26 protein-coding genes are annotated in these 21,342 nt (G+C 34.0%); 16 read left to right on the top strand and 10 right to left on the bottom strand.

Features of this window, described 5'->3' with window-relative positions; all coding sequences use genetic code 11:
* The first annotated feature begins 92 nt into the window (after positions 1-92).
* A complete protein-coding gene (locus tag K2F26_RS11155) occupies positions 93-1,088 on the top strand; it encodes an aspartate carbamoyltransferase catalytic subunit (RefSeq protein ID WP_220611525.1) in 996 nt (331 codons plus the stop codon).
* A 248-nt stretch (positions 1,089-1,336) separates the two neighbouring features.
* Positions 1,337-1,789, top strand: coding sequence for a DUF7980 family protein (locus K2F26_RS11150; protein ID WP_220611524.1), 453 nt, complete (start codon positions 1,337-1,339; stop codon positions 1,787-1,789).
* A gap of 198 nt (positions 1,790-1,987) precedes the next feature.
* On the opposite strand, the gene K2F26_RS11145 is transcribed toward K2F26_RS11150, so the two are convergent.
* Positions 1,988-2,797, bottom strand: coding sequence for a prohibitin family protein (locus K2F26_RS11145; RefSeq protein ID WP_220611523.1), 810 nt, complete (start codon positions 2,795-2,797; stop codon positions 1,988-1,990).
* A gap of 361 nt (positions 2,798-3,158) precedes the next feature.
* Here K2F26_RS11145 and K2F26_RS11140 point away from each other — a divergent pair, with 361 nt between their 5' ends.
* Positions 3,159-3,404: a DUF7219 family protein gene (locus tag K2F26_RS11140; RefSeq protein ID WP_220611522.1), complete on the top strand. Its 246-nt coding sequence runs from the start codon at positions 3,159-3,161 to the stop codon at positions 3,402-3,404.
* Between the two features lie 200 nt (positions 3,405-3,604).
* Here K2F26_RS11140 and K2F26_RS11135 read toward each other — a convergent pair whose 3' ends face one another.
* The 4 genes from K2F26_RS11135 to K2F26_RS11120 all read right to left on the bottom strand — a co-directional run bounded on the left by K2F26_RS11135 (position 3,605) and on the right by K2F26_RS11120 (position 7,432).
* Positions 3,605-4,159: a DUF1634 domain-containing protein gene (locus tag K2F26_RS11135; protein ID WP_220611521.1), complete on the bottom strand. Its 555-nt coding sequence runs from the start codon at positions 4,157-4,159 to the stop codon at positions 3,605-3,607.
* Between the two features lie 2 nt (positions 4,160-4,161).
* Positions 4,162-4,998 carry a sulfite exporter TauE/SafE family protein gene (locus K2F26_RS11130; RefSeq protein WP_220611520.1) on the bottom strand — a complete coding sequence of 279 codons (837 nt, stop codon included), beginning with the start codon at positions 4,996-4,998 and terminating at the stop codon, positions 4,162-4,164.
* Positions 4,999-5,243: 245 nt separating this feature from the next.
* Positions 5,244-5,897 (bottom strand): cadmium resistance transporter, encoded by a 654-nt coding sequence (locus K2F26_RS11125; RefSeq protein WP_220611519.1) that lies wholly within the window; start codon positions 5,895-5,897, stop codon positions 5,244-5,246.
* An 80-nt stretch (positions 5,898-5,977) separates the two neighbouring features.
* On the bottom strand, positions 5,978-7,432 hold the full coding sequence (locus K2F26_RS11120; protein ID WP_220611518.1) for an APC family permease: 1,455 nt from the start codon (positions 7,430-7,432) through the stop codon (positions 5,978-5,980).
* Positions 7,433-8,206: 774 nt separating this feature from the next.
* Between K2F26_RS11120 and K2F26_RS11115 the strand changes: the two genes are divergently transcribed.
* Positions 8,207-8,860, top strand: a complete 654-nt coding sequence (locus K2F26_RS11115) for a hypothetical protein (RefSeq protein WP_220611517.1) — start codon at positions 8,207-8,209, stop codon at positions 8,858-8,860.
* A gap of 120 nt (positions 8,861-8,980) precedes the next feature.
* Here K2F26_RS11115 and K2F26_RS11110 read toward each other — a convergent pair whose 3' ends face one another.
* Complete coding sequence (locus K2F26_RS11110) at positions 8,981-9,658, bottom strand: phosphatase PAP2 family protein (RefSeq protein ID WP_220611516.1); 678 nt, start codon at positions 9,656-9,658, stop codon at positions 8,981-8,983.
* A 581-nt stretch (positions 9,659-10,239) separates the two neighbouring features.
* Between K2F26_RS11110 and K2F26_RS11105 the strand changes: the two genes are divergently transcribed.
* On the top strand, positions 10,240-11,034 hold the full coding sequence (locus K2F26_RS11105) for a sulfite exporter TauE/SafE family protein (protein ID WP_220611515.1): 795 nt from the start codon (positions 10,240-10,242) through the stop codon (positions 11,032-11,034).
* A gap of 229 nt (positions 11,035-11,263) precedes the next feature.
* Here K2F26_RS11105 and K2F26_RS11100 read toward each other — a convergent pair whose 3' ends face one another.
* On the bottom strand, positions 11,264-11,923 hold the full coding sequence (locus tag K2F26_RS11100; protein WP_220611514.1) for a cadmium resistance transporter: 660 nt from the start codon (positions 11,921-11,923) through the stop codon (positions 11,264-11,266).
* Positions 11,924-11,948: 25 nt separating this feature from the next.
* Between K2F26_RS11100 and K2F26_RS11095 the strand changes: the two genes are divergently transcribed.
* Positions 11,949-12,629, top strand: coding sequence for a cadmium resistance transporter (locus tag K2F26_RS11095; RefSeq protein WP_220611513.1), 681 nt, complete (start codon positions 11,949-11,951; stop codon positions 12,627-12,629).
* Positions 12,630-12,696: 67 nt separating this feature from the next.
* On the opposite strand, the gene K2F26_RS11090 is transcribed toward K2F26_RS11095, so the two are convergent.
* Positions 12,697-13,179, bottom strand: a complete 483-nt coding sequence (locus K2F26_RS11090) for an RrF2 family transcriptional regulator (protein ID WP_220611512.1) — start codon at positions 13,177-13,179, stop codon at positions 12,697-12,699.
* A 308-nt stretch (positions 13,180-13,487) separates the two neighbouring features.
* On the opposite strand from K2F26_RS11090, the gene K2F26_RS11085 reads away from it, so the two are divergent.
* From K2F26_RS11085 to K2F26_RS11075, 3 genes are all read left to right on the top strand, one after another.
* Complete coding sequence (locus K2F26_RS11085) at positions 13,488-14,081, top strand: Crp/Fnr family transcriptional regulator (protein WP_220611511.1); 594 nt, start codon at positions 13,488-13,490, stop codon at positions 14,079-14,081.
* 456 nt (positions 14,082-14,537) lie between these two features.
* Positions 14,538-15,113, top strand: a complete 576-nt coding sequence (locus K2F26_RS11080; protein WP_220611510.1) for a Uma2 family endonuclease — start codon at positions 14,538-14,540, stop codon at positions 15,111-15,113.
* A gap of 25 nt (positions 15,114-15,138) precedes the next feature.
* Positions 15,139-15,294 (top strand): type II toxin-antitoxin system VapB family antitoxin, encoded by a 156-nt coding sequence (locus K2F26_RS11075; RefSeq protein ID WP_220611509.1) that lies wholly within the window; start codon positions 15,139-15,141, stop codon positions 15,292-15,294.
* 26 nt (positions 15,295-15,320) lie between these two features.
* On the opposite strand, the gene K2F26_RS11070 is transcribed toward K2F26_RS11075, so the two are convergent.
* Both K2F26_RS11070 and K2F26_RS11065 read right to left on the bottom strand, forming a co-directional pair.
* Entirely contained in the window at positions 15,321-15,776 is a 456-nt protein-coding gene (locus K2F26_RS11070; protein WP_194058180.1) for a PIN domain-containing protein, read from the bottom strand.
* Complete coding sequence (locus K2F26_RS11065; protein ID WP_194058182.1) at positions 15,773-15,991, bottom strand: UPF0175 family protein; 219 nt, start codon at positions 15,989-15,991, stop codon at positions 15,773-15,775. The genes K2F26_RS11070 and K2F26_RS11065 overlap by 4 nt, the downstream gene beginning before the upstream one ends.
* Before the next feature lie 132 nt (positions 15,992-16,123).
* Between K2F26_RS11065 and pheT the strand changes: the two genes are divergently transcribed.
* From pheT to K2F26_RS11030, 7 genes are all read left to right on the top strand, one after another.
* Positions 16,124-18,568 carry a phenylalanine--tRNA ligase subunit beta gene (gene pheT, locus K2F26_RS11060; protein ID WP_220611508.1) on the top strand — a complete coding sequence of 815 codons (2,445 nt, stop codon included), beginning with the start codon at positions 16,124-16,126 and terminating at the stop codon, positions 18,566-18,568.
* A gap of 427 nt (positions 18,569-18,995) precedes the next feature.
* A complete protein-coding gene (locus K2F26_RS11055) occupies positions 18,996-19,238 on the top strand; it encodes a hypothetical protein (RefSeq protein ID WP_220611507.1) in 243 nt (80 codons plus the stop codon).
* Positions 19,239-19,706: 468 nt separating this feature from the next.
* A complete protein-coding gene (locus K2F26_RS11050) occupies positions 19,707-19,940 on the top strand; it encodes a hypothetical protein (protein ID WP_220611506.1) in 234 nt (77 codons plus the stop codon).
* Positions 19,941-20,001: 61 nt separating this feature from the next.
* Complete coding sequence (locus K2F26_RS11045; protein WP_220611505.1) at positions 20,002-20,232, top strand: hypothetical protein; 231 nt, start codon at positions 20,002-20,004, stop codon at positions 20,230-20,232.
* A 61-nt stretch (positions 20,233-20,293) separates the two neighbouring features.
* On the top strand, positions 20,294-20,533 hold the full coding sequence (locus K2F26_RS11040) for a hypothetical protein (protein ID WP_220611504.1): 240 nt from the start codon (positions 20,294-20,296) through the stop codon (positions 20,531-20,533).
* A gap of 61 nt (positions 20,534-20,594) precedes the next feature.
* Positions 20,595-20,840, top strand: coding sequence for a hypothetical protein (locus tag K2F26_RS11035; RefSeq protein WP_220611503.1), 246 nt, complete (start codon positions 20,595-20,597; stop codon positions 20,838-20,840).
* A gap of 170 nt (positions 20,841-21,010) precedes the next feature.
* Entirely contained in the window at positions 21,011-21,280 is a 270-nt protein-coding gene (locus tag K2F26_RS11030) for a hypothetical protein (protein WP_220611502.1), read from the top strand.
* The last annotated feature ends 62 nt before the right edge of the window (positions 21,281-21,342 follow it).

The following is a 21,342-nucleotide window of genomic DNA, read 5'->3' as shown; positions in this document are numbered from 1 at the left end:
GACTACTACTAATTACCTCAAAAATCCAAAATCTAAAATCTAAAATCTAAAATCCAAAATCTAAAATCTAAAATCTAAAATCTAAAATCTCAATGCCTACAACTACTTGGAATCGTCATCACATTCTTTCTTTATCTGACTTCACCACAGATGAATATAACGCGGTTTTACAAACTGCGGCTTCATTTAGAGAAGTTCTATCACGCAGAACAAAAAAAGTACCCACTTTGCAAGGACAGGTAGTGGCAAATTTATTTTTTGAACCTTCTACCCGCACCCGGAGTAGTTTTGAAATAGCTGCTAAAAGGTTAAGTGCAGATACTCTGAATTTTGCTGCGGCTACTTCTTCCATGACTAAAGGAGAGACAATTTTAGATACTGCTAAAACCTATTTAGCAATGGGTACAGATATTATGGTAATTCGCCATAAAGAAGCAGGAGTACCCCAGGCGATCGCCCAAGAAATGGATCGTTTAGGTGAAAAAGTCAGTGTTTTAAATGCTGGTGATGGACAACATGAGCATCCATCTCAAGCATTATTAGATTTATCTACAATTTGTAGTTTAATTAATCCAGAAAAACCCAGAATTGAATTATTAGAAGGTAAAAAAATTGCCATTGTTGGGGATATTTTACATTCTCGTGTTGCCCGTTCTAATATTTGGAGTTTAACCGCCAGTGGTGCAGAAGTGCATTTAGCAGCACCTCCCACTTTATTACCTAAATTCTTTGCTGAATATTTACAAGGTACAGCAAATGCAGAACGGTTATTGATCCATTGGCAACTAGAACCAGCTTTAGAAAATGCTGATTTTGTGATGACATTGCGTTTGCAAAAAGAACGAATGACAGCCCATTTATTACCCAGTTTAAGGGAATATCATCAATTATTTGGCATTACTAGAAATCGGTTAAAAATGTGTAAACCTCATGTCAAAGTTTTGCATCCTGGTCCAGTTAATAGAGGTGTAGAAATTAGTTCAGATTTAATGGATGATCCTGAATTTAGTTTAATTCAAGATCAGGTAACTAGCGGTGTAGCTGTGAGAATGGCTTTGTTATATTTTATTGGTGGTGGTAGGGGTTAGCAAAAGAGAGTTAAGGCGGTTAGTTAGGTGTTTTTATGGGATCTAACTTTCACCTTAATTTTTACCCACATTCCGCACTTCATCAAGTTTTCTGGTGCTTCAGATATCAATAATATGTGTATTTACATAATTTATACGTTTTGATGTATCCTATTAATGTGCTAGTTGCATCAGTCCTGCATTAATAACTATGGACTTTTTTTTGATTTAAAGTTAAAATACACTAATTTGATAGGAATAGTGTATTTATGAAAAATTTATCCGTAACCAGTCAAAACTTTGATCCCACTTTAGAAGAGAAACAAGAAACCACCTCCCACCAACCAAGTAGCAATATTTGGAAGAAATTAAGAGGAGGGTTTTTTGTTGTTTTCGGATATTTGCTTTCTCCATTATGCTGGTGGAATGATTTATTATTCAATCTACCGATAGCGTACTTTTTTGGTTATGTGTGCAGTTTTTTGTCAGAAAATTTACTTTTACCTTGCACAATTATTGGTTATTGGTTATCAAATATTATCGGTATTCTCATGATGCAATTTGGAGCAGGTGATATTTTTCAAAAACAACCCCAGGAGCGTAATCTTAAAAAAGAGATATTCAATACTTTGATTTCTTCAACTGCATATACCTTATTGATTGTGTTTTTACTTCAGTTGAAAATTATTGATATTCCTCTAGAAATTTTCAACAATTCATAAACAATAAAATCCCCAATTTTAAACAAGAGGGGATTTAAAATCAGGATTCATGATTAAAAAAATAACTGTAAGCATTCAGCTATCAGCTAAGAGAAATCAGCTTTTTAAGGGTTAGAATAAAAATCACATATTGATAATCTACTGATTTATACAATATTCTGACTCCTGACTCCTGACTCCTGAATTCTTACAAATAACTTAATTTTCACTTGCTGTAATTAACTGTTGAATATCGCCAATTTTAAAATCTTCTTTACCCACAATTAACGGTAATTTACCATTCCACTTTTCTAGTGCTTGTCTTTGTAATAATTCTGGTGTCAAAATATTTTTTAATAAACTCAAAGATTCAGCTTCACCCTTGGCTAAATTTACCTTAGCTTCCGCTTCCTTAGCTGCTTTAATCGCTAAAAATTCCGCCCGTTTTGCTTCCTGTGCAGCAACTTGTTTTGCTTCTACAGCTTCTATAAACTGATGAGAAAAGCTGATATTAACTAAAGATACATCGTCAACTACAATATCATAATTATCTAATCTTTGTTTTAGAAAATTATCTAATTTATTTTTCACATCTTCACGTTTAGTAATGGTTTCTTCTGCTGTATATTGAGCGACTATAGCTTTTACAACTTCTGCAATTGCTGGATCAATAATCATATCTATAATGTTTTTTTCATCGCCAATTTGTTGAAATACTAGATTTGTTTTTATGGGTTGAATATGCCAATTTAGCACTACTTGAGTAAAAATATTTTGTAAATCTTTAGATATAGACTCAGTAGATATAGATTGTTTTTGGATTCTAATACTTAATTTTTTCACTGTATTCACTACAGGAATAATTAGGTGTATTCCTTCAGCTAATACTGGATCTTGCACCTCTCCAAACTTCATTAATACACCACGTTCACCAGCATTAACTATGACAAAAGGAGTAACTAAAATGGTAATTAAACATATCAAAGCTGTGAGTTTAGCTGCTTTTTTGAAAGTGTGATATTGTCTCATCTCGGTCGCATTCTTTGATCATGTTGATACAATATTCTGTAATTATGTCTATCGTGCAAGATTATATCATGACTTTAGTAATGATAGACTAAATATACAAAAATACTGTAGTTAATAGTATATAGATTCCCGACTTCTTAAAGAAGTGGGGTATTCGGGTATTACAGCAAATTTCAATTTGAGTTACTGATCATTATAGTCAATTTGTATTTACCAGTGTTTACAACTATGAGAATACTGAAAAATGTATTCACTAATACTGCGTTTAAAGAGTGTTTATGAAATACTGATATAAAATTTTCTTAAATACCACTTGCATAATTTCTGATTGTTTTAATTCTAACTACCTGCTATATTCTATATGAACCAAGACCCTTATTTTCTCTCAGAAATATCTGACTTTCTTTATCCACGTAGTCCATATTATGGACAGTTTGAACCAGAATATTTATTATTTAATGCTCATCTTCAAGATTTTTCTCAAAGGGTTAACCATATTTGTAGTTTACAAACTGGTGGTAAACTTTCCCCAGAGGATGCTTATAAACAAATTCAGATCCTTTGGAAAAACTTAAAAATGACTAAGAAAAAATTGTTAATTTCCTAGTAATATCACTTCTGTAGAAGAATGTGCCAGATTTCTGAATCTCTTGCTTCCCTCTTTGTGTACTTTGTGTTCTTTGCGGTTATTTGATTCTTGAATTTGGTACACATGATTGGTATAAATATTTGATTATATCCCCGAATGACCAAAAAATTCGGGGATTTATCTACTGATTTTTTACCTATTACATATTAGATGATATATTAATAGGCACTGAGCAAACTGTAAATAAGACTTGTTAACACTAAAGAAGTAATGACTACATAAATAAATTGTCGCAGGAATAGAAAAGTTAAACAAGAAATAAAGACTCGTAAAACTGGCACAGCAATTAATATTAAAAGTCCCAATTGAATAATTGCCCGCCGACTACCTGATAAAATTGCGGTGAATACGCCAATGGGTGAGCAAAATTCAGGAGATGTACCACGAAATATATGATATGGAGCAGGTTCTGAACCGTGATTGATTAAATATAATATTCCTCCTATAAATACTATAGAACTGGCAATCAAAACACCATATCTGAGTAAATTACTGAGCAAATTTTCTAATAATTGCTCACCCGGCAATTTTTCTATTTTATGATTATTTGCAATTACACCCTGATAATTGAGATGATTGACATGATTAAAATGTTGTTTTTCTAGTTGTTGAATATCTGAATCTGGTTGTTCAGATATTAAAGCTAGAGTCATTACTTCAGTTTCTTGTTGTGTTGATGAAGTCCAACGAAAACCCGAATTTAATCTATACATAATTATAACTCCCCTATAAGACTGTTGTACACCATTTTGATAGCCATTACCACTAAAACAAGGCTAAAAATTATTCTCAATGTTTGGGTTTTAGCACCCATTAAAATTCTTGCTCCTAAAAAAGCACCTGGTAAAACTCCCAACATTACTGGCATGGATAAACCAGGATCTATATATCCACGACTTAAATAAACACCAGCAGAAGTTGCGGCTGTCACACCGATCATAAAATTGCTGGTGGTGGTGGAAACTTTAAAAGGTAGACGCATAGCTTGATCCATTGCTAATACCTTAAATGCTCCCGAACCAATTCCTAATAAACCAGAAAGCACGCCGGCAATTAACATAATGCTAAACCCAGCAGGTAAGGCATTTATTTGATAAGGTATCACACCGTTAGGAGTGGGATAAGTACCATTGAGTTGGAGATATTCCGCAATGGGATCTGGTTCGGCAATTTCTTGATTTTCTGCTCTTGTGCGTTGGGATAAATATGCTGAATAAATTAAAACAACTGCCAAAATGATTGTTAAGAATTTCACGGAAACAAAGGCAGCTAATAAAGCTCCAATCATTGCACCAATGGTAGTGGCAACTTCCAAAAACATTCCTAAGCGCAGGTTAGCAAATCCTTGTTTAATGTATGTGGAAGCTGAACCTAATGATGTGGCAATTACTGAGACTAAAGATGCACCAACAGCATAACGAATATCAACACCAAAAACTGAAGTTAATAAAGGAACTATAACGACTCCGCCTCCTAAACCTGTTAATGATCCTACTAACCCAGCACTAAATGATCCCAGCCAAACTAATAAAGAAAATGTGAGTATAGTCAAAATTTTTTCCTCTTGGTGTATTAGTTATTATTGATGATTAATCATTCATTTGTCATTAGTTGTTAGTATTTTTTAGTAATTGTTGAGCTACCAATATTTAACAGTCAGTAATAGGGAAAAAATAAAGATAAATTTCAGTTTGTAAATGTTTATTGTGGAGTTATACAAACTTTAAATTTGATGCTTAACCTAATTACTGATAACTAAATTCTGATAACTAAATGCTGATTTTGTTTTTTACTCTGTTATCTGTTAAGTACATTCAGTAGACTTAAACTATTACTGTCAATGAAGACAAAAGTACCTAATCCAATCAAAACATAGGGCATGAAACGATTACCGTATTGGGTGAAAAGATGGGCGATCGCCTGGTTATGAGTTAATTTATATGCCACATAACACAATAATCCCACCGACAAAAAAAACACAACCAAAATTAATAAAAGACTCTGCCAATTACTACTAGCAAATATCGGTACATAAATACTGATGTTGTCTGTACCATTAGCGAAAGTAATAGCAGCTACACTGTAAGTCTGCACATTAAAAAATTTAGCTAATAGTGATTCATGAAATGATTGATGAGATGTTTCTGTATTTGGATCTACATCTTCTGATGCTTCATTTTCTGAATCTAGTAAAGTTTTGATGCCGATGATGATTGGTATTAAACCAAATAAACCAATCCAAGGACGAGGTAAAATTAAACCGCCAAAAAAACCGGGTAAACTCGCCAAAACTAAAGCTGTAAAACCGACATATTGACCTAAAATTATATGCCATTTACGGAATTTCACATTTACTTGTGAAAAAAACAAAGTTAAGATGACTAAATCATCAATATTGGTGGCACTAAAAGCTGCTGCACCTGTACTAATTGCTGTGATTACACCACTCATAGGAATTTTAGATTTTAGATTTTAGATTTTGGATTTTGGATTTGAGATTTGAGATTTTGGATTTGGGAAATTACCACTTTTTAATAGTTATTTCTTTCCGCAAAACTCGCATGAATTTCATCAACTCGTTGCTGCATTCCTGCTACTAAATGGGGGGAGCGTTGTTTTTTAATTAAAAACCAACCACAACTAGCAACAAGATAGATTAAAAACAAGTAAGGAAAAAGATTATAAGGAGTTTCTGGAACAGGAAAAAGATTACTACCAGGAATACCCACACTTCCCACAATGGGAATCATCATAAAACCCACCGCCAAAATAGAAAATACTATATCTATGAGACGGAGTTTATTAATTTTGTGTAGATAAACTGGAGCAGCAACAGAAATCAAAATATAAACAGTTAAAAAACCATAACTACAAATAGCGCCCAAATATCCCATACACTCAAAGAGTTTGATGTGAAAAAAAGACATGATCGCCGGAACTAAAAATGTCAAAAATGAACACATTGTCACAGCAACATGAGGAGTTCTATTTTCTGCGTGGGCATTACCTAAAGACGCATGAAATAAACCATGACGTGCCATTAAAAAAGCTACTCTAGCAGCAGGATTAATACTTCCTAAAATGCAAGCAAAGAAACTAAATAATGCTCCTAAACCTACTAATTCTCCTAAAAAACCAACTCCTACTTGTTGAGAAAGAAAACCTAAAGGTTCTTCTGTTTGAGTAATAGATACCCCAGTACCACTAAAACCCAAAACTTCTATGTAAGTAGTAGAAACAAAAAATAAACCTGCAAGGATAACACTACCCATCACTGCTTTAGGTATTGTACGTAATGGTTTTTTGGCTTCATCTCCTAAGCTAGTGGCACTTTCAAAACCAGAGAAACCAAACATGACTAAAACTAATCCAGTTGCTAAATTACCTGGAGTCACACCAGATAAAGTTAATTGAGACATATCTACAGCAAAACCTTTGTGCGCCCAAATAATCAGGCACAAAATGATAATTAAAACTAAGGAAACTACTTCTAACCACAGCATAGCTACTGCTGAAAGTTGAATATCTTTATAAGCTGCATACCAAGAAATTCCCGCCCCAATAGCTAATAGTGTAATACTCGAAGGATGAATACCTAAATGGCTAATAAAAATCCCAGAAAAGTTAGCAAAACCACAGAGAACGGACATTCCTGTAAATAAATAAGCCAGTACCAAACTCCAACCACAAATTACACCTGCGGTTGCTCCTAAACCTTTGGTAATGTATGAGTATAAAGAACCAGGAGAAGCGGAACGACTGGCGAATTGGTTGATATTAATGCTAACTAATAATAATCCCATCAAACCTATCACAAAACTTAGCCAAGTTCCATTTCCTGAAAGTGCCACAATCAAACCTATGTTAGATGCAGGTACAGTTGTTGGTGCAATAACCGCAAAAGATTGAGCTAAAACTTCTGAGAAAAAAAGGCAATTTGGCTTTAAGCCGTGAATACTTTGAGGTGATTTGATTTCTGTATTCATTTTCAGGATTCTCTATTGTGAAATGATGTGTGAAATGACGCATACATAGATGGACAATAGGGAGATTTTGATGTTTGTCTGAGTAATACCTAATGACAAGTAATAAAAATTTCCAAAAGTTGCAATTTTTCCCTTTTACTACGAATATTTACAAGCCAATCCCACAGAAATAAATCCCTAATCTGTATTGGATTATGGCTAATTTTTAGTTATACCTTCTAGGTTATTCAGACCTGTGATTTATGTGTACAAAATTCCCTTGAATAATCTGTAGCTGCTGCTGATAGATTAACCCCATATCTATTCCTAGCAACTACTATTAGGATTTGTGTTTTCTTTGACAAATCAAATATTACATGATGCTTTGATATTATGCAAGTGGTTTATCTATTTTTTTCTGATATTTTTTGTAAAATTATTTTCTTTTGATAAATACTCAAAAGAGCATCGGATTTGGTGGGAATTAAATTTGTATAAAAAATTCTTTTCAAAGATTTAATAAAAGTATGTAAAAATACACTACTTAATCATGAGTCATTTAGGGAATTATAGAGGTAAAATCCTTGAAAATCATAGATATTGCAGGTTTTTAAATATGCGATTTAGAGATAATACTGGGTATTCTAATTAGCTAAATGATATTCTTGCCAATTTGAATTAATGATGATAATTTAAACTAGCGAATAGTTTAGTAAGTAGAAACATGATGATTTTGCCATTTCTACTTTTGCCCAAATGGATAATCTCAATATTCTCAAATCAGGAATTACTACCATGAAAAGTCTCAAGTATATATTAATGATTGCGTTATGCTGTATCAGTTTATTATTTTCTGAATCTGCGTTAGCAGATCCGCCCAGATATACGAAAAATCCTGATTACATAGCCCTGACTCAACAATTGAACCAGTTAGCAAACGCAAAAGCTACACAAACTTTACCCCCAGGCTATACACCAGAACAATTAGAGCAGAAAATCAGTGATTTAAAATTACAAAAATTAGCCTTTGAATCAGGGATTGATTGGGGGCAATGTATTAATAAAACAGGTAAAACAATAGCTATTTATGGACCAGAACCAAATTTAGAAGAAGATGATTATTCCCCAGGAGCAGCTTTATATTTTTTAGGTGATAATCAGACAACCAAAAATAAATGGAATTGTCAAGGAGTTTATATACCTTCAGATGTTAAAGCTGTAGCTGTTGGTTTAGATGGAGAAAACCAAGAATTAACAGGTGATTCAATTGTTAAAGTTACTAATGGCACTAAGTTAGTTTTGACAACTAACCCAGATACAGGTGTGATTGAGTTTAGCCAAGCAGGAACACAAATTCTCAAACCTGGTGAAATTAACTGGTTTATTCCTAATGTTTCTCAGGCTATTGTAGATGCAAGAGTGATTAACGCACCTGCTCAAAAATCTTAATTTGTGATTGGTTATTGGTTAAGCGTTCAGCTTTCAGCTATCAGTCATCAGCTATTATTTATAGTTTTCGGCTCTTGCTGAAGGCTGAATACTGAAGGCTGAATACTGACAGCTAAATAATTATGGTTTAATAATTAAATTCATAGCAATAGCCCAAGCTAAAGCAACCATCCAACCGGCAAGTATATCACTAGGAAAATGAACTCCTAAATATAGTCTTGTCCAAGCAATAATTAAGAGGTAAAAACTACCAATAATTAAAACTAACCACCGCCAAGGACGATCCCAAGTTAAAATTACTAAAATTGCTACTAATGTCATAGTTGTCATGGCATGACCACTAGGAAAAGCATAATCCAATTCTGGTGCTTTTGATATCCATAAATTAGGGCGTGTTCGCTGTATAATTTCTTTAGCTGTGTGATTAATAATTAAATTTCCTATAGCAGTAGTGATGAGATAATTAAAAGTTCTCCATCTGCGGTTACGTAATAAAATTATGGCGATCGCACTCAACACAGGAAATGCAGTCCAAAATGATCCCCACTTAGTTAACACTAATGCGATCGCATCTAGTTGAGGATTAGCTGTAGTATGAATAGCCATCAAAATCGGCACATCCCAAGAAAACCCGCCTTGATTATGCCAGATTTTCACCGTCATAATTTCCACAATCTGCAAAGGTAAATACACACCTATCAACATCAATAACAAAGAACGCCAATTAGAAACCAGCAGGTTTTTGATCACCATAAACTGTGATTTGTGTTCCTCTTTCATCATTTTTATTTTATTCATAGATTAAGTAATTAGCTATTATCATCTGAGTTTTAAGCTGATTGCTGATCCTTAAATAATTATCTCAAAATTAATATTATTAAACCACAAAGAGCGCAAAGTACACAAAGGTAAGAAATTTCTAGATATTTCTATACATTTTTTCCTGTGACTACGATGATTTTTTATTTGATTCAGATATTCAATATTTCTATGTAAGTAGCTTTATGTTAGCGTTTAATTGTTAGTATTTAATTGTTAGTGTTTAATTAATATTCATTAGTATTTAACTAGCAATACAATCTCCCATAACTGTTGTTTCTATTACACTCAATTATTGATCATTTATTAATTATTTTTCTCTATTCCTGAGCCAATAATGATTACAAAATCAGTGAAAAACAATTTCATTATCAGACCTTGACAATATACTTTTCTCAAGTGTATTATTAAAGTACGGTAAAACAATCGAGATTAAGGTGATTCACCAAAGTCAAGGATATCAGGTTAAGTCAAGTTAAAAATATTCAAATAAAAATATTCATGTAAAAACACATCCTTGATTTACAGGTAAAAACTAAAACCCACTACAAAACAGGAATATGGACTACTTACTACTACCCGTTTTCAGCTTTTTCATCGGTATTATTGTCGGTTTAACAGGAATAGGAGGCGCATCTTTAATCACTCCAATGTTGATTTTTATTTTTCAAGTACCGCCTTCTATTGCTATCAGTTCTGATGTTGTAGCAGCCACATTAATGAAAGTAGTAGGTGGAGTCAAACACTGGCAACAAAAAACCCTAGATATAGAAATAGTTAAATGGTTGGCAATGGGTAGCGTTTCTGGTTCATTATTGGGTGTAGCGGTTTTACATCAACTCAGAAACAGTAACCTCAACATAGATCATCTTTTGCTGCGGTTATTGGGAGTAATGATTTTAATTGTCACATTCACAGCATTAATTCAAATGTTGTTAGTGAAATTTTTCCCCAAAGTCAATTTACCCGAATTACCAAAATTAAATGTTAAAACTAATCAAGGGCGGTTTTTAACATTGTTAATTGGCGCACTTTTAGGTTTTTCTGTGGGTATGACTAGCGTTTCTTCCGGTTCTATGTTTGCCTTGGTTTTGATGGTTTTCTTTCGTCTTGATGCCCGTAAATTAGTAGGTACAGATATTACTCAAGCCGCAATTTTATTAATATTCACATCTTTAGGACATCTCACATTAGGAACAGTTAATTGGGGTTTAGTGATACCAATTTGGATCGGTTCAGTTCCCGGTGTAATTATTGGTGCTAAACTTTGTGAAATTACACCTCAACGCCCTTTGAGATTGATTATATACAGCATTTTAATGATGGTAAGTTGGAAGTTAGTTTTACCAGCATAACTAGGAATTAACAATTAAAGATTAAAAATTAAAAAATGAAAATTGAAAAATGAAGATTGAAATTTAAGAATAGACATCTCTAAGAAAAATGTAAGGATAATTCATGAATTGCCTATACTTTTTAATGGGTTAACCAAAATCAAATTTCTCCATTTTAATAGAGATTTAGGGGGATAAAAAATATCTGTCAACCTGAAAATGCTTTTCCAATATTTTCTTTTCAAATATCTTATAACAATGATTTGATCATTTCTAAAGTACCACGTTCATACATAATAAATAATCCCAAACCAATTAACACAAATGGAACTAAAGCCTTACCATAACGAGTTAGAATATAACCAATAGCAGCTTGACGACTTAATAAATAGGCAATACCACACCACACCCCTACCATAGATAAGAAAACAATCAGAATAATTCCTAAACTACCAAAACTCTGACCAGCAAATAGGGGAATGTAAATACTAATATTATCACCACCATTAGCCAGCGTTACAGCCGCAACTTTATAAGTATTAGGGTGAAGAATACTTAATAAAAAAGCAAATATGGGATTGGGATGTGATGACTCTAATAAATCACTATTTACTGTTTGTACTTCTGTATTTTCTTCTTCTCGATTCAATAAATATTTAATGCCAATTACTATTGGTAATAATCCTAATAATCCAATAAATTCTCGCTGAATCACTAAGCCACCAAAAAAACCTGGTAAACTAAGAATAATAATAGCTAAAAAACCAAGGTATTGACCGATAAAAATATGTCTACAGCGAAAATTACTATCTATTTGTGAAAATAAAAGTAGTAAAATAATAATATCGTCTATATTAGTGGCTGCAAAAGCGATAATACCTTGAGTAAAAGCAGTAATTAAACTATTCATGATGTTTGAAGATTAATGATGTAGAATGAATGATTTATTGATATCTATAATCACAGGAGTTGTAACTTTTATTGCTACTAATATTGATGATCTTGTGATTTTGCTGGTGTTTTTTGCCCAAGTTGATGATAATTTACAACCTTGGCAAATTGTTTTAGGTCAATATTTGGGTTTTACCATTCTTGTCATTCTCAGTTTACCTGGTTTATTGAGTGGTTTAATTATACCTACAAACTGGATTAGTTTATTAGGTTTGATTCCTTTATCTATAGGTATTAGTAGTTTAGTTAATCAAGAAAAAGATACCAATTTATCGGCTGAAATTAATACCGAAATTACACCATTTGCATCATCAAGTCAAAGTAATTTGTTAAGTTCTCAAATTTATACCATTACTCTAATTACTATTGCTAATGGCAGTGATAATATTACTGTTTATATACCTTTATTTTCTACCAATAAACTAGATAGCTTTTTAGTGATTATAGTTGTCTTTTTCCTCCTATTGTCAGTTTGGTGTTACACAGCTTATAAGTTAACCCACCAGAAGCAAATAGCAAATTTTTTAACTAATTATGGTAGTTATTTTGTACCTTTTGTACTGATGGGTTTGGGTGTTGTAATCATCTATCAAAATCAGGCATTAAGTCCGATCAAACTCCTTGGTATTTGTCTGTGTTTGTTAGTTTTGATGAAAAAGAATTAATTGATTAATTGATTAATTGATTAATTCATTAATTGCTTTTCCCATATTTATTAGCTGATGACTCACACTAAATGTAATACATGGGATCATTTTGAGTGCGAGTTTCTTTTTCTTGACATAAGTCTTGGAGTGTGTGACTACGCAACACTTCACTAGAAGCGGTGTTAGCTTTTTCCCAAATTTCACGCACTAGAGTCCTTTCTATAGTTGGATTTTCAGAATTTTCTTTCTCTTTCCGTTCTCCTTCTACCAAGGTGACTATTTCTAGTAAGGTTATTTGCCAAGGTTCACGCACTAAAAGAAAACCACCTTTTGAACCGCGCTGACTCTGCACCACACCCGCACGTCGCAGTTGAGTGAGAATTTGTTCTAAGTAACGCTCTGGGATGGGTTGCTTGGCTGCAATTTCACTTATGGTTAGAGTAACTTTTTGATCATGGTGGCTGGCTAGTTCTAGCAGTGCTAAGAGTGCGTATTCCACCTTGGCGGAAAGTTCCAGGAGACGGTAGCTTTGACTATTCAAGTCCGTATTTAAAATACTACTGTACATTGATAGATTTAAGGGTGTTTTTACGAAAGCAGTCTACTTTAAAGTGCTAAATGTGATAGCTTATCACTTGTTTTACTAAAATATCATAAATCTATCGGATTACCGTAGTTATTTAAGATAATTCCCAGAATTGCTATAGATTGACCAGAAATCAACACATTTGTAGGGTGCATCAGATGTCAAAATTACTTTATTTACTTGATTTATGCAGTCTGACTCACTCTAAAAGATATTTTTGGCGTGACTTTCTGATCCGAAATCATATATACTACGGTTAGTACATCGGAAAATAGTAATATAATATATTTATGCCTTTACATACAATTATTTCCGGGTTATCTACTGATAGCGATCGCCAAAAGTTTCATTTTTCCAGGCGATCTCTTATACCCAGTAAAAAAAATGCCCTCTGGCAAATAGAAAGCGGCTTTGTCATGACTTATACCTACTTAGAAGACGGTACAACAGTAGCTTTAGGTTTATGGGGACCTGGGGATATAGTGGGTGAAATGCTGTCAAAAATCAAACCCTATTGCATAGAATGTTTAACTAATGTAGAAGCGAATATTTTAGCAGCAGATAACTTGCAGCAATTTACAGATGCTTTACTTCAGCACATCCATCAAGCAGAAGAATTAATGTTAATACGTAGCCATAAAAAAGTAGAATCTATGCTAATTCAACTTCTAGCATGGTTATCTAACAAATTTGGCTCACAGGTAGAAACAGGGAGATTAATTAATATGCGACTGACACATGAAGACTTAGCCGCCCTTGTTTGTTCTACCCGTGTTACTATTACTAGATTATTAGGACAATTAGAAGATGAAGGAGTAATTGATCGAATGTCTTTAAATCGGATTATTGTCAAAAAAGAAAATATTTGGTATTACGAGATTTAAGTATAAGCATTCAGCCGTCAGCCAGAAATAAGAAGCTCATCAATAATAGGTTTTAAATTGGTTTCATTAAGACTGGTGTTATTTGAAAAAACGGGACTTAATATTAACCCAGTCTTTCTCTAAAGAATAACTGGATAATTAATATTGTCTGAATATTGTCTGAATCAAGATATCCAGGATTTGAGGATTTACACGATAAGTAACTAGAAAGCTGGTAAAAGATATTAAATTTTTGATCCTGATTTGATATAATATCTATGATTGGTAGTAAAATGATATAGCTATTAATTAGCTAACTATAGTTCCTAACTCTAGTTGCTCATGATCTAGTTAATCCTAATCATGGTTAATTACTGACAAATATCTGTTTTCATCCTGTAAATCCTCTAATCCTGGAAATCCTGATTCTGACAATATTGAAAAATACCTGTTTTATCCTATCACCCCATATTGACAATGACAGCCATAACCATTAACCTAAACCCTATCGTCAGATTTACCGATGATCAATTTTATCAACTATGTCGGGAAAATCCTGACGTGAAATTTGAACGCAACGCAAAAGGAGAACTATTAGTTATGTCACCCACTGGAGGAGAAACAGGAAGAAGTAATTTTGAAATGGGAATTGATTTTGGTGTTTGGAATCGTCAAAATAAACTAGGAGTTTGTTTTGATTCTTCCACCTGTTTTAAACTTCCTAATGGTGCAAATCGTTCTCCAGATGTTGCATGGATTAAAAAAGAAAGATGGGATAGTTTAACCACAGAAGAAAAAACTAAATTTCCTCCCATTGCTCCAGATTTTGTTTTAGAATTAATGTCACCTACAGATAGCTTGCAAGAAACACAAAAGAAAATGCAAGAATATATGGAAAACGGTGTAAAATTAGGTTGGTTAATAAATCCTAAGACGCAGCAAGTAGAAATTTATCGTTTAGGTAAACCAGTGGAAATATTAGCCGAACCTTTAGAATTATCAGGGGAAGATATTTTACCCGGATTTATTTTGAATATGGCAATAGTTTGGTAAATGAAACTTTAGAGAAACATACAATATGATAACAAATTTAGAAATAGACGAAAACTTAATCAAAGAAGTCTTAGAACTGAGTGGTTATAGTGATCAAAGTGCTGTAATTGCAAAAGCTTTAAAACAGCAAGAAATTATAGAACTATTTCGTATAATTGAATATGAAGATGATTATGACTAGAAACAACAGCGCAAAAGTTGTAATTATTATAATTCTCCCGCTAAAATTAAAGCTTTTTGAATTAAAGCAGGTGCTATCCGAAAATTAACAGATTCTAGTGACATAATCACTGGTTTAACTTCCGAAATCACACCTTTTTCTTTAGCACGTAGTAACATTCCTAGTGTACCTATAACTTTTAAACCCATTTGTTGAGCAATACGACGAGCATTACGTTCATCTATAATTAAAAAAACATCTCCTAATTCTATTGCTAGTGCTATAGCTTCCGCTTCTCCTGGATCAAGTTGGGTTTTTAAAGCAGCAATTAAAGCTAAATTAGCTACTGATTGAACTATTGGCCAATCTGCATTAATACCTACTTCTTGCTGTACAGCTAATGGTATGAATATAGAAGAGAAAACCTGTGGTAATATTTCTAAACGTCCTATTCTTTCTAAACCAATCAAACAGGTGCTATTAGTAACAGCAACTTCACTCACAGATTCATCTCCTGTTCTAGTTCTTCAGGTGGATAATTAATTACAGGAACTCCCATTTTTCCCAGTAACTCTATATATGTACTCTTAGAATAACCTGCTAGTTTAGCAGCTTGTCCTAAAGATAATTTACCAGATTCAAATAATTTAACTGTCAACAATAGTTGTGCTTCATCAAGAGAAATATTTGCAGGTAATTCCAGCCTAAGCTCATTCATAATTCTTCGCTGATAATAATTTGGTTAACCATATCTTGAACTTTAGCATACACAGCCAAATATCCTAAAAATTATCATAAAATTAATTATAAAATTAAAGCAAAACACAAATCCAAACACAACGACAACTAAATGCGTATCTCTTTCAATTGGTTACGGGAACTCGTAGAAATTAACCAAACTCCAGAAGAACTAGCCCACACCTTGACAATGGCAGGGTTTGAGGTTGAAGATATAGAAGATCGGCGCACTTGGGCGGATGGCGTTGTGATCGGTAAAGTGCTGCAACGGGAACAGCACCCCAACGCGGATAAACTGAGTGTCTGTACAGTAGATGTAGGTGCAGAGGAAACATTAAACATTGTTTGTGGTGCGTCTAATGTCCGCGCAGATATTTATGTACCAGTTGCAACTAAAGGTACTTACTTACCCAACATCGACTTAAAAATTAAACCCACGAAACTCAGAGGTGTACCATCTAACGGAATGATCTGTTCTTTAAAAGAACTGGGTTTACCGACTGATGTAGACGGGATTCATATTTTTACTGAAGAAAATCTCACCTTGGGTAGTGATGTGCGTCCTTTTTTGGGTTTAGATGATGTCATTTTAGATGTCACTGCAACCGCTAACCGTGCAGATGCTTTATCTATGGTAGGTATTGCGCGAGAAGTTGCAGCTTTAACCGGTGGAAAATTATCTATTCCTCAACCTCCAGCAGTTACAATTAATAATAATGCCGGAAATTTAAGCTTGAAGATTTCCGAAAATAAAGCTTGTCCTGCATACATTGGAACTGTTGTTGAACAGATCAAAATTGCCCCTTCTCCTGAGTGGTTAAAACAAAAATTACTTGCTGCGGGAGTCCGTCCCATTAATAATGTGGTAGATATCACAAATTATGTGTTATTAGAATGGGGACAACCGTTACACGCTTTTGATCAAGAAAGATTAAAATCTGTAGCTGGTGGTGAAAATTTAGAAAATTTAACCATCGGTGTGCGCTTTGCTGAAAGTGGGGAAACTCTGAAAACTTTAGATGGACAAACCCGCAATTTATCTACCCAAAATTTATTAATTACTGCTAATAACAAAGCTGTTGCTTTAGCAGGAGTTATGGGTGGTGAAGAAACTGAAGTTTACGAAGGTACAACCAGTTTAGTTTTAGAAGCAGCATTATTTGATTCGGTTGCCATTCGTCGTTCTTCTCGCGGTGTGGGTTTAAGAAGTGAAGCGTCGGGAAGATATGAAAGAGGTGTAAATCGAGCAGAATTAGAAACTGCTTGTAACCGCGCTTTATCTCTAATTCAAGAATTAGCAAATGGGGTGATTGTGCAACAGGAAATAGTTGATCATCGTCCTGATGCTGCTACCTGGACACATTCTATTGTTTTGCGGTTAAATAGAATTAATGAAGTGCTAGGTCCAATTGATTTAGGATTAGAAACCGGAGAATTAGAAGCAGCAGATGTAGAAAGAATTTTGACTGCTTTAGGATGTGAATTAACTGATAACAATGACCGCACTTGGACGGTAAAAGTACCACCCTATCGTTACCGTGATTTAGAACGGGAAATTGATTTAATTGAAGAAATTGCCCGTCTTTATGGTTATGATAATTTCGTTGATACTTTACCAGAAAAAACCGAACCAGGTTATTTACCTTTAGATCAAGAATTACTGCTAAAAATTCGCTCTTATTTACGGGGTGAAGGTTTAACAGAATTAATGCACTATTCTTTAGTTAAACCAGGGGAAGATAAACAAATTGTTTTGAGTAACCCCTTATTTGCAGAGTATTCAGCTTTGCGGACTGATTTGATTTCTGGATTGATTGATGCTTTTCAATACAATTTAGAACAAGGAAATGGGGCGTTAAATGGTTTTGAAATCGGGCGCATTTTCTGGCAAGAAGAAGAAGGGTTAGATGAAGCTGAAGCGTTAGCTGGGATTATGGGTGGTGATACTAGCATTGGTAAATGGTCCCGTGGTGGAAGAGAACAACCAATGACCTGGTTTGAAGCGAAAGGTATTTTAGAAAATGTCTTTCAACAATTTGGTTTACAGGTAGAATTTCAACCAGAAAATAGAGATTCTCGGTTACATCCAGGAAGGACTGCTTCTTTATGGTTGGGAGGTAATAGACTGGGAACTTTTGGACAAGTTCACCCCCAACTAAGACGGGATAAAGGTTTACCAGATGCGGTTTATGTGTTCCAGTTAAGTTTGGATACTTTGTTAAATGCACTGGATAATGATGATTTACTAATTCCCAAGTTTCAATCCTATTCTACCTATCCCCCAAGTGATAGAGATTTGGCATTTTTCGCACCTGTGAAAGTCACAGTTTCCGAACTGGAAAAAGTGATTAACAAAGCTGGGAAAGGGTTGTTAGAATCGGTGGAAGTCTTTGATGAATACAGGGGTGAAAATGTTCCTGCTGGTCAAAGAAGTTTAGCTTTTCGTTTAGTTTATCGTGCTGGCGATCGCACTCTCACTGATAATGAAGTTGAACCTGTACATAATAAAGTGCGAGAAGCTTTAGTAGAAAAATTCGGTGTGAGTTTGAGAAGTTAATTTATCACAGGCCGCTGATAACTATACCTTGGGCATACATAGGGCATTGGGCATGGATAAGAAAACCAATGCCCTATTTCATTGTGATCATGGGCGCTCTCATCTCCTGTGCTGTCTTCCGGGGGGAATAGGTTGAAAACCCTATTTAAGCTGTTAGGCAGCTAAATTTTATCATCCTAATCTAGTTAAGTCTTGTGGTGCGGGCATCTTGCCCGCCAGACTTATACAAATTAAATGCACAACAGCTTAATAGAAAATTGCATTTCTCAAAAACTATCAGTTTGCTAGACAAAACTCATGAAATTCTGTCTGGAAAATGGCTCTCAAAATCTTGAATTTATCAGATATAAGTTCACAATATAAGCAAGGGAATTTAAAATTTTAATTCAGTTCTATTCAAACCAGTATTTCAGGAGGTGATCCAAAAATGGGCATAAAAATTTATGAACTCCACCCTAATCATGATGCACAGTTTATTCAGGAAGCAACTCCTGGGGAAATGATAAATATCAAAGGTGGTTTTGGTAGAAGAAGAAGGAGAAATCCAAGCACAACATTAGAAAGTAGTGATATTTCCGCGCTAATGGAAGACATAAATACTAATCTCGATAGATGGAGAATGGACATTGACACCACACTTGAGGACTTGAGACAGTCAATCAATTTTTAACAGATTGGCTGGATAATTTAACCATAGTTTCCATATTCGTGTGTTTTCTGTTTAGAAATAGATAACGCACGATTTTTTATGCAATTTTCAAAATCATCACACAAGATAGGATAATTTATTTTTGTTTATCTATCCTGGACTTACTCAATCAAGATTGGACTAAAAACCTAATTCTTGGTAGGGGTAATTCATGAATTACCCTTACTATATCTGTGAAATCTTATGGTTTACTTACAGCAGTTCCAATCTGAATGTTGAATTGAAAAGTCATGTAACGCAAAAATTAATCAGCTATAAAAAAGACATAAATTCATGATTAATGTCTGATAAACCCAGTTCAAACCCTTGATTTTACAAATTTTCTTCAATAAAAATAGGAGTATCGGTTGAGCAAAGAAAAACTTAACCGCTCCCACAAATTCTCATCATTGTTCTAATCACTGAGAACAAGTCTTTTAGGAGGAAATTATGGCTAGTATCAAACTCTCTGAATTGCAAGCAACTGGTTCTGAATTATTCCAAGATTCCGAAAGCTTTCTTAACGAAATGAGCGATGTTAATTCCATTGCTGTTTATGGTGGATATAGCACCGTTAGTGATATGTCCACACTCACAAAATTAGCTGAAGCTTTTGTGAATACCTATGGTATTGGACATATTGCTTACTTAGCTAAGTCCTACAGCGACAAGGGCTACTGGTAATTTTGTAGTTCCCCATCGTGCAATTTTTAATCACTGAAAACAAGTCTTTGAGGAGGAAATTATGGCTAGTATCAAACTCTCTGAATTGCGAGTAACTGGTTCTGAATTATTCCAAGATTCCGAAAGTTTTCTCAACGAAATGAGCGATGCTAATTCTGTTTATGGTGGATATGACAGCAAAGTGAGCGATATGTCAACACTGACAAAATTAGCTGAAGCTTTTGTGAATACCTATGGCATTGGTCATATCGGTTATTTAGCTAAGTCCTACAGCGACAAGGGCTACTGGTAATTTTGTAGTTCCCCATCGTGCAATTTTTAATCACTGAAAACAAGTCTTTGAGGAGGAAATTATGGCTAGTATCAAACTCTCTGAATTGCAAGCAACTGGTTCTGAATTATTCCAAGATTCCGAAAGCTTTCTTAACGAAATGAGTGATGCTAATTCCATTTCTGTTTATGGTGGATACTCTGATAGCGATGTTAGTGATATATCCACACTCACAAAATTAGCTGAAGCCTTTGTGAATACCTATGGTATTGGACATATTGGTTACTTAGCTAAGTCCTACAGCGACAAGGGCTACTGGTAATTTTGTAGTTCCCCATAGTGCAATTTTTAATCACTGAAAACAAGTCTTTGAGGAGGAAATTATGGCTAGTATCAAACTCTCTGAATTGCAAGCAACTGGTTCTGAATTATTCCAAGATTCCGAAAGCTTTCTTAACGAAATGAGTGATGCTAATTCCATTTCTGTTTATGGTGGATACTCTGATAGCGATGTTAGTGATATATCCACACTCACAAAATTAGCTGAAGCTTTTGTGAATACCTATGGTATTGGACATATTGGTTACTTAGCTAAGTCCTACAGCGATGGCTACGGCTACGGCTACTAATAGTCTTTCTTGTAGTGAACGACTGAGTTAAATGGCTCTCCTGGGATTAACGGTAAAAGTAATTTATGTAATTAACATATATGTAATTAACATAAGTTGACTATTTTACCAATAAACCAGGAGAGCCAATAAAAAAATCAACAAAATCTAATTTTTACAGCATTAAATAAATGGCACGAATTATTATTGCTGACCTGCATCCTATGGATTCAGAAGGATTTATCAATGAAGTCAATAATCAGGATTCTCAAGCAGTATTTGGTGGTGTAGATGGTTCTAGTTCTCAAATTCTAAATTTTGGTGTTAAGACTCTTGAATTTATGCTTGTAATTGCGGCTATTGATGCTATTTCATTTTTAACGAGTTCATTCATAAACACAGATTATGAATTTAGTAGTAGAGACTTGTCATTAGAAAGTATGTACAATATTCAAGAATAAAAATAATTGTTAAATGCGAAAGCAAAAATAAGGAGATTTCTGGAAATTTATCAAATTTTATT

Origin of the sequence: Sphaerospermopsis torques-reginae ITEP-024, assembly GCF_019598945.1 — a bacterium.
In the GTDB taxonomy this organism is placed as follows: domain Bacteria; phylum Cyanobacteriota; class Cyanobacteriia; order Cyanobacteriales; family Nostocaceae; genus Sphaerospermopsis.
The sequence above is the reverse complement of the archived record's forward strand: the minus strand, read 5'-3'. Positions and strand labels throughout refer to the sequence as shown.